Source organism: Accumulibacter sp., from assembly GCF_029255145.1.
GTDB lineage: Bacteria > Pseudomonadota > Gammaproteobacteria > Burkholderiales > Rhodocyclaceae > Accumulibacter.
Genome location: NZ_JAPUVQ010000110.1, coordinates 77,305 through 84,480, shown reverse-complemented (window position 1 = coordinate 84,480; position 7,176 = coordinate 77,305). Strand labels below are relative to the sequence as shown.

Annotated in this window: 9 protein-coding genes and 1 tRNA gene; 6 read left to right on the top strand and 4 right to left on the bottom strand. The window is 64.6% G+C overall.

Features of this window, described 5'->3' with window-relative positions:
• On the top strand, positions 1-191 hold a 191-nt coding region (locus Q1L50_RS11730; RefSeq protein ID WP_300338907.1), incomplete at its 5' end, for a hypothetical protein.
• Positions 192-271: 80 nt separating this feature from the next.
• Here the strand turns inward: Q1L50_RS11730 and Q1L50_RS11725 are convergent.
• Positions 272-356 (bottom strand) — tRNA-Leu (locus tag Q1L50_RS11725).
• A gap of 157 nt (positions 357-513) precedes the next feature.
• On the opposite strand from Q1L50_RS11725, the gene hpnC reads away from it, so the two are divergent.
• The 3 genes from hpnC to hpnE all read left to right on the top strand — a co-directional run bounded on the left by hpnC (position 514) and on the right by hpnE (position 3,513).
• Positions 514-1,323, top strand: a complete 810-nt coding sequence (gene hpnC / locus Q1L50_RS11720) for a squalene synthase HpnC (RefSeq protein WP_300338904.1) — start codon at positions 514-516, stop codon at positions 1,321-1,323.
• Positions 1,324-1,384: 61 nt separating this feature from the next.
• On the top strand, positions 1,385-2,218 hold the full coding sequence (gene hpnD / locus Q1L50_RS11715) for a presqualene diphosphate synthase HpnD (protein ID WP_300338901.1): 834 nt from the start codon (positions 1,385-1,387) through the stop codon (positions 2,216-2,218).
• The gene (hpnE, locus tag Q1L50_RS11710) at positions 2,185-3,513 is read left to right on the top strand and encodes a hydroxysqualene dehydroxylase HpnE (protein ID WP_366145232.1); all 1,329 of its coding nucleotides are present in this window, start codon (positions 2,185-2,187) and stop codon (positions 3,511-3,513) included. Before hpnD ends, hpnE begins: the two co-directional genes overlap by 34 nt.
• Before the next feature lie 112 nt (positions 3,514-3,625).
• Here hpnE and Q1L50_RS11705 read toward each other — a convergent pair whose 3' ends face one another.
• Together Q1L50_RS11705 and Q1L50_RS11700 are read right to left on the bottom strand one after the other, a co-directional pair.
• Entirely contained in the window at positions 3,626-4,072 is a 447-nt protein-coding gene (locus tag Q1L50_RS11705; protein ID WP_300338896.1) for a hypothetical protein, read from the bottom strand.
• 110 nt (positions 4,073-4,182) lie between these two features.
• On the bottom strand, positions 4,183-4,884 hold the full coding sequence (locus Q1L50_RS11700) for an ATP-binding cassette domain-containing protein (protein WP_300338894.1): 702 nt from the start codon (positions 4,882-4,884) through the stop codon (positions 4,183-4,185).
• Here Q1L50_RS11700 and Q1L50_RS11695 point away from each other — a divergent pair.
• Positions 4,883-5,527: an arylesterase gene (locus Q1L50_RS11695; RefSeq protein ID WP_300338892.1), complete on the top strand. Its 645-nt coding sequence runs from the start codon at positions 4,883-4,885 to the stop codon at positions 5,525-5,527. The genes Q1L50_RS11700 and Q1L50_RS11695 overlap by 2 nt on opposite strands.
• Before the next feature lie 28 nt (positions 5,528-5,555).
• The gene (gene mnmH, locus Q1L50_RS11690; RefSeq protein WP_300338890.1) at positions 5,556-6,608 is read left to right on the top strand and encodes a tRNA 2-selenouridine(34) synthase MnmH; all 1,053 of its coding nucleotides are present in this window, start codon (positions 5,556-5,558) and stop codon (positions 6,606-6,608) included.
• Here the strand turns inward: mnmH and Q1L50_RS11685 are convergent, their stop codons facing one another.
• Complete coding sequence (locus Q1L50_RS11685; RefSeq protein WP_300338888.1) at positions 6,609-7,154, bottom strand: methyltransferase domain-containing protein; 546 nt, start codon at positions 7,152-7,154, stop codon at positions 6,609-6,611.
• Positions 7,155-7,176 lie beyond the last annotated feature (22 nt).

Sequence of the window (7,176 nt, the reverse complement as noted above, 5' to 3'; positions counted from 1 at the left end):
AAGATGCTCAAGAAGCACGGCTTTATCCCCGCTGCCGCCTGAGCCTCTCTTCCTGCCAGTTGCTCTCAATGGCATCAAGTGCCAGAGATTCGCTCGCCTTCAAGAGGGTGTTCTTTCACGGTAAAGCAGAGTCAAAGGCAGCACCGGGGCAGCGCGATCCAGCTGCTAGCGAAGTCAACTGCACAACTTAAACTGAGATGATATTTGTCTTGACTATGGGGACCCACTTAAGGTTTCTCTGGACTTCGATGGACCAACTTGGATTGCTGTTTGGTGCCCAGGAAGGGAATCGAACCCCCACACCTTGCGGCGGCAGGACCTAAACCTGCTGCGTCTACCAATTTCGCCACCTGGGCACTGCCACGGACCGACCACACGCCCCGCGCAGACCGAGACTCGGTCGGCACACCGACTCGCCTGATCCGCCGCGTGAGGCATTCTACCCGCGGCGACCCTATACTGTCAGCTGCCGATGGCGCCTTCGCGCGATTGAGTTCACCCGCCTGCTCCATAATGCCCGTCGACCACTACGAAAACTTCCCTGTTGCATCGCTCCTGCTTCCCAGGCGTCTGCGCCGACCGATCGAGACCATCTATCGTTTTGCCCGCAGTGCCGACGACATCGCCGACGAAGGCGACGCCAGCGATGCGGCGCGCCTGCGCGGGCTTGCCGACTACCGCGCCGAACTCGACCGCATCACCCGTGGGCACGATCCGGCGACCCCTGCCTTCAGGGAACTGGCGCTGGCGATCGACGAATGGCGTTTGCCGGTGCAGCTTTTCCGCGACCTGCTCGACGCCTTTGCGCAGGACGTCGTCAAGAAGCGCTACGCCGACTACCCGGAACTGTTCGACTACTGCCGACGCTCGGCCAATCCCATCGGCCGCCTAGTGCTACACCTCGCCGGCAAAGCCAGCAACGCGAACCTGCGCTGCTCCGACTGCATCTGTACGGCCCTGCAACTAATCAACTTCTGGCAGGACATCGCCATTGACTGGGGGAAGGATCGTGTCTATCTGCCACGGACCGACCTCGATGCTTTCGGCATTTCCGAAACCCAGATCGCGGCCGGCCACTGGACCCCCGAATGGGCAGCGCTGCTTGCTTTCGAGAGCGCGCGGACGCACGCCTTGATGACCGAAGGCACGCCACTGATCAAGCAACTGCCGGGTCGGTTGGGCTGGGAAATCCGGCTGACGGTACAAGGCGGCCTGCGAGTCCTGGAACGGATTCGGCTGGTTCGCGGCGACGTCTTCGGAGAGCGACCACGGCTTGGGCCGGTCGACTGGCTGCGGATCGGAGGCCGGGCGCTGCTCATGTAGCTCCGGCAAGGCGCGCAAGTCGTGTAAGAATTGCGGCCCTGAGCACCTCCCGAGACTGCCAATGACCCCAGACGAATACTGCCAACAGAAGGCGGCCCGCAGCGGCTCCAGCTTTTACTACAGCTTCCTGTTTCTGCCACCGGAACAGCGGCGAGCGATCACCGCGCTCTATGCCTTCTGCCGGGAAGTGGACGACGTTGTCGATGAGTGCCAGGACGCCCAGATCGCAGCGACCAAGCTGGCCTGGTGGCGACAGGAACTGAGCCACGTCTACGCCGGCCAGGCGCAACATCCGGTGACGCAGGCGCTGCAGGCGGCGAGCCGCGAGTTCGACTTGCCGGAGGAGCAACTGCAGGAGATCATCGACGGCATGGAGATGGATCTGCAGCAATCGCGCTACCTCGACTTCAAGGCGCTGTCGCTCTACTGCTACCGCGTCGCCGGCGTCGTCGGTCTGCTCGCCGCCGGGATTTTCGGCTTCCAGGACCGCCGGACGCAAAAGTATGCCCACGATCTCGGCCTGGCTTTCCAACTGACCAACATCATTCGCGACGTCGGCGAAGACGCGCGCAGAGGACGTATCTACTTGCCGATCGACGAATTGCACCGTTTCGAGGTGACCGCCGCCGACATCCTCAACGCCCGCCACACGGACAACTTCGAGCGCCTCATGGCCTTCCAGATCGAGCGCGCCGAGAGCTACTATGCGCAAGCGCTGGAGGCTCTGCCAAGCGCTGACCGGCGGGCGCAACGGCCAGGCCTGGTGATGGCGGCGATTTACCGCACACTGCTGGACGAGATCAAGGCCGACCGCTGCCGGGTGCTGACCCAGCGCACTTCGCTGACCCCGGTACGCAAGCTGTGGATCGCCTGGCGGACCTGGGTGCGTGGATGAGGGTGGCGGTCGTCGGCGGTGGCTGGGCAGGACTGGCGGCCGCCGTCGAGTTGACCGACGCAGGGAACCGGGTCACCGTCATCGAGGCCGCCAAGCAACTTGGCGGCCGCGCACGCAGCGTCGACCTGCGCGGGCTGCGGCTGGACAACGGCCAGCACATCCTGATTGGCGCCTACGGCGAAACGCTGCGCCTGATGAAGAAAGTCGGCGTCGACCCGGAGCGGCTGCTCAAGCGCCTGCCGCTGGAAGTGCGCTTTCCGGGCTGCCAGCCAGCGCCTTTCCGGCTCCGGCTGCCGCGCCTGCCGGCACCACTGCACCTGGCGGCGGGACTGCTCACGGCCCGCGGCGCCAGCCTGGGCGAGAAGATCGGCGCAGCACGTTTCATGCGCTGTCTGCAGGCGACGGGGTACCGGATCGCCGACGACTGCACGGTGACCTCGCTACTCGATCGGCACCGGCAGAAGGGCAAACTGCGCCGCTACCTGTGGGAGCCGCTCTGTCTGGCGGCGCTGAACACCGCGCCGGAACGGGCCTCGGCCCGAATCTTCGTCAACACGCTGCGCGACAGCCTCGGCGGTGAACGTGCGGCAACCGACCTGCTGCTGCCGGCCGCCGACCTCGAGCAGCTGTTCGCCGTCGCCGCCGCTGAATTCATCCGCGCCCGCGGCGGCGAACTTCGCCTCTGCACACGTGTCGGTTCTATCGACGACGAGTTGAGCGTCGTCGGCGAGCGTTTCGATTGCGTCGTCCTCGCCGTCGGCCCGGTCCCGGCAGCGGCGCTGCTCGCCCAGAGACCGGAAACCAGCGCCATTGCGAAATTGCTCGCCGACTACCGCTTCGAACCGATCGGCACCGTCTACTGCGCCTATCCGCCGCAAGTCCGGCTACCCTTTCCGATGCTCGGGCTGGCAGCCCAGGACGACGGGCAAATCGGCCAGTGGGTCTTCGATCGCGGCACCCTTTGCGGCACGCCGGGTCTGATGGCTTTCGTCCTCAGTGGCCATGGTCAGTGGGAAGCACTCGACAACCAGGCGCTGGCGTCGGCACTGGACCGGGAACTGGCCGCGACACTGAGCAGCAGGCTACCGGCGATGCTCTGGCAGCAGGTGATCCGCGAGCGGCGTGCGACCTTTTCCTGCCGCCCCGGTCTGCACCGCCCGAACGCCCGCACCGCGCGTGCTGGATTGTGGCTGGCGGGCGATTACGTCTGTGCCGACTATCCGGCGACTCTGGAAGCCGCTGTGCGCAGCGGCGTAGCGGCGGCCCGGGGGATTGCGCTAGGTGGCTGCGAGTGAAGCCAGCTGGCATCGTCCAGACGATCGAGCAGCGGCTTCCCCGCTCTCCCCGCCGATCGGCTCAGGCGGCAGGCAGCGATCTTGATCGTCCGACAGGGATCGGCATTCGCGGTCAGGGGCAGTTCTTCCATTCGTCAAGGCGGGCTCGAGCGCATTGAACGGCGCCCTCTGAAAACAGCTCCGGGTGCCGGACGACGACCTCCTCAAATGCGTAATCCTCAAGACCCAGTTCGACCAGAACGGTGTGGCCTGCGGTCTCTGGCTCTCGATTCACCGCCCGCTCGACGGCGCCGATGATTCCGTGACGGCGGATCATTTGCCAGGTATGCACGGCGCGCGTTGCTTTGCCGTTTCTGGTCGCGAGGACGCCTTCATAGGCATAAACGGCCTCCAGGCACTGCCGCTCTGGATCCGTGCTGGGCCCGTACTTCTGCGCACGCAGTTCGAGAGAGCGCTTCCGGGCAGCAATGGCGAGATCAGGGCGCCCTCTTTCCAGCACGTTTTTCTCGAAGATGGTGCACTCTTCGGGCGTCTTGAAGTTTGCTACTCGTTCGGCCATGAGTGACATGGGATCCCTTGAAATTGATATGGTTGGTAGTTAAGGGCGGTGAGGAAGGAGGTACAGCATACCCTTCCGGACCGCCGAGTTGGTAGACCTGCTCGCGACGCTCAGCGCGCAGGCCTGGCGCTGACCTCGTCCAGGTGCCCGACGTCCATCCGCAGCCGCCGGGCACAACGCCCGGCAATCTCCTCGTCATGGGTAACCAGAATCAGCGTGGTACCGCTTTCAGCGTTGATCGCAAACATCAGTTCGATCACCTGATGGCCGGTCACCGCATCGAGATTGCCGGTCGGCTCGTCGGCGAGCAGCAGCCGCGGCCCGCGGGCAAAGGCACGGGCCAGAGCCACGCGCTGTTGCTCGCCACCGGAAAGATGTTTCGGATAATGCCGCAACCGGTGCGCCAACCCGACGCGCTGCAGCCATCGTTCCGCTTCGGCGCGGGCGTTGGCGGCACCGGCAAGTTCGAGCGGCAACATCACATTCTCGATGGCGTTCAGCGACGGCAATAACTGAAAGGTCTGAAAGACGAAACCCAGCAACCGCCCGCGCAATACCGCCCGGGCGTCCTCATCGAGGCCCGACAGATTTTCGCCAGCCAGGACCACCGAGCCACTGCTAGCCTGGTCCAGACCGGCCATCAGACCAAGCAGAGTTGACTTGCCTGAGCCCGAAGCACCGACGATCGCCACCGTCTCCCCCGCCGCGACGGCGAACGAAATGTCGTGCAGAATGGTCAACGGCTCGCCGCCGTTATCGACACGTTTGCTCAACTCACGAACTTCAATCACCATCTCTGCGTCTGAAACCATGCTCCACTTCCTGAACTGCCGTTGCTCCCTGATCCGCCGATTCTTTCTGCTCGCCGCATTGCAGTTGCTCGCGCCGACGGCACCAGGCGCCCAGGCCGCACCAACGATCCTGATCTTTGGCGATTCGCTGTCCGCGGGCTACGGAATTCGCCCGGAGGCTGCCTGGCCAGCCTTGCTGGCACGCCGCCTGCAGGAGAAAGGCCTCGATTATAGCGTCGTCAACGCCAGCATCTCGGGAGAAACCAGCAGCGGCGGCCGCGCCCGTATCGACGCGGCGCTGGCCAGGTACTCGCCGCGCGTCCTAATCCTTGCCCTCGGCGCCAACGACGGCTTGCGTGGTCTGCCGGTGGCACAACTGCGCGACAACCTGACCGCCATCGTCGCCAGCGCGCAGCGGAAGAAAGCCACGGTGTTGCTGGTCGGCCAGCGCCTGCCGCCCAATTACGGTGTTTACGCCAGCGAGTTTCATGACTCCTTCGGCGCCGTGGCCAAGGTCCGCAAGACCGCCCTGGTGGACTTCCTGCTCGCCGGCGTGGCGACCCAGCCACAGCTATTCCAGGCCGACAATCTGCATCCGACGGCCGAGGCACAAACGCTGCTGCTCGACAATGTCTGGCGCGGGCTGGCGCCACTGCTAGAATAGCAGGTTGCCATCGAGAGGTTCGCGCAGCATGAAAGCAGACATTGCGACCGTCGAGCGGATCAGCGACTTCGATTCGTTTGACGAGATCATCGACGTTCGCTCGCCGGCCGAGTTTGCCGAGGACCACATCCCGGGGTCAGTCAACTGCCCGGTCCTCGACAACCAGCAACGGATCGAAATCGGCACACTGTACAAGCAGGTCTCGGCCTTCGAGGCCAAGAAGCTGGGCGCCGCTCACGTGGCCGAGAACATCGCCAGGCATCTGCGTGCGCGCTTCCTCGATCGCCCGAAGAGCTGGCGACCCTTGATCGTCTGCTGGCGTGGCGGCCAGCGCAGCGGCTCGATGAACCACGTTTTCCGCCGCGTCGGCTGGGATGCGCAGCAACTCGAAGGCGGCTACAAGGCCTATCGCCGACTGGTCGTCGAAAGCCTGGCCGAGTTGCCACGTCAGTTCCGGCTCAAGGTCATCTGTGGCGCCACCGGCAGCGCCAAGAGCCGCATCCTGCAGTCCATCGGACGACTAGGCGAACAGGTGCTCGACCTTGAAGAACTCGCCTGCCACAAGGGTTCGGTGCTGGGGGTCCTGCCGGACTCGCCGCAGCCCTCGCAGAAGATGTTCGAGTCGCACCTGCTGACCGCACTGCGGGCGCTGGACCCGCTTCGCCCGGTCTTTGTCGAGGCCGAAAGCCGCAAGATCGGGTCGCTGCAGGTACCTGCCGCGCTGATCGAAACGATGCGGGCCGGCGAGTGCTTCAACATCGAAGCGTCGTTCGCCGCGCGGGTCGATTTCCTGTTGCGCGACTACGACTACTTCCTGGCCGCGCCAGAACGCTTGAACGCCTGCCTTCGTCCCTTGCGCAATCTGCAGAGCAGCGACACGATCGAACGCTGGCAGGCGTACGCACACGAGGGCCGTTGGCGCGAACTGGTGAGCGAGCTGCTGGCACTCCATTACGATCCACTCTACAGTCGCTCGCAGACACGCAACTACAGCGGCTTCGCTGCGCCCGCGAACTTCGTCAGCGACGATCTGACGCCGGCCGGAATTGAAGCGCTGGCGCTCGCGGTCTGCGGCCGTTAGTCAGAGTCTCGCGCCAATGCTGCCGCGCGCGGCGCAAAGGCGCTGCACGACCGCCGCGCGCGGCACCTCGACCTGACCCTCCTCGAAAGCCAGCACCCGCCAGCCCGGCCGCTGCACCCAGCCGAGCATCTCCTGCGAGCGCAGCAGGAATTCCGGATTCGCCGGCCTGCCGTAGCGCTCATTACCGACCATGAATGTCTCGTAGATCAGGATTCCCGGGTCGGCGAGGCAAGCCAGCAGTTCGGCCAGCCGCGCGCGAAACAGATAGTTGGTGACCACGATGCCCGCGAAGGAACGCCCACCGTAGGGCCAGACACCAGCTTCGAGGTCGACCTGCCGCGCCGATACCCGGCGAAGACCCTGCAGCGACCGCAGGACCAGCGGATTGCGATCGACGGCTTCGACATGGTAGCCGAGGCTGGCCAGAAAGCGCGCATGACGGCCACTGCCACAGGCCAAATCGAGCACCTCGCCGGGCTCCGGAATCAGGCCGGCAAAGCGCCGCACCCAGGGCGATGGACGCGATTCGTCGAGAGAAATTGTCATCCGTGGCCTTCTTTCATTTATC

Coding starts and splice junctions, on each gene's coding strand:
- Q1L50_RS11685 (WP_300338888.1), bottom strand. CDS start 7,154: ATGACAATTTCTCTCGACGAATCGCGTCCATCGCCCTGGGTGCGGCGC.
- hpnD (WP_300338901.1), top strand. CDS start 1,385: ATGACCCCAGACGAATACTGCCAACAGAAGGCGGCCCGCAGCGGCTCC.
- hpnC (WP_300338904.1), top strand. CDS start 514: ATGCCCGTCGACCACTACGAAAACTTCCCTGTTGCATCGCTCCTGCTT.
- Q1L50_RS11705 (WP_300338896.1), bottom strand. CDS start 4,072: ATGGCCGAACGAGTAGCAAACTTCAAGACGCCCGAAGAGTGCACCATC.
- mnmH (WP_300338890.1), top strand. CDS start 5,556: ATGAAAGCAGACATTGCGACCGTCGAGCGGATCAGCGACTTCGATTCG.
- Q1L50_RS11695 (WP_300338892.1), top strand. CDS start 4,883: ATGCTCCACTTCCTGAACTGCCGTTGCTCCCTGATCCGCCGATTCTTT.
- Q1L50_RS11700 (WP_300338894.1), bottom strand. CDS start 4,884: ATGGTTTCAGACGCAGAGATGGTGATTGAAGTTCGTGAGTTGAGCAAA.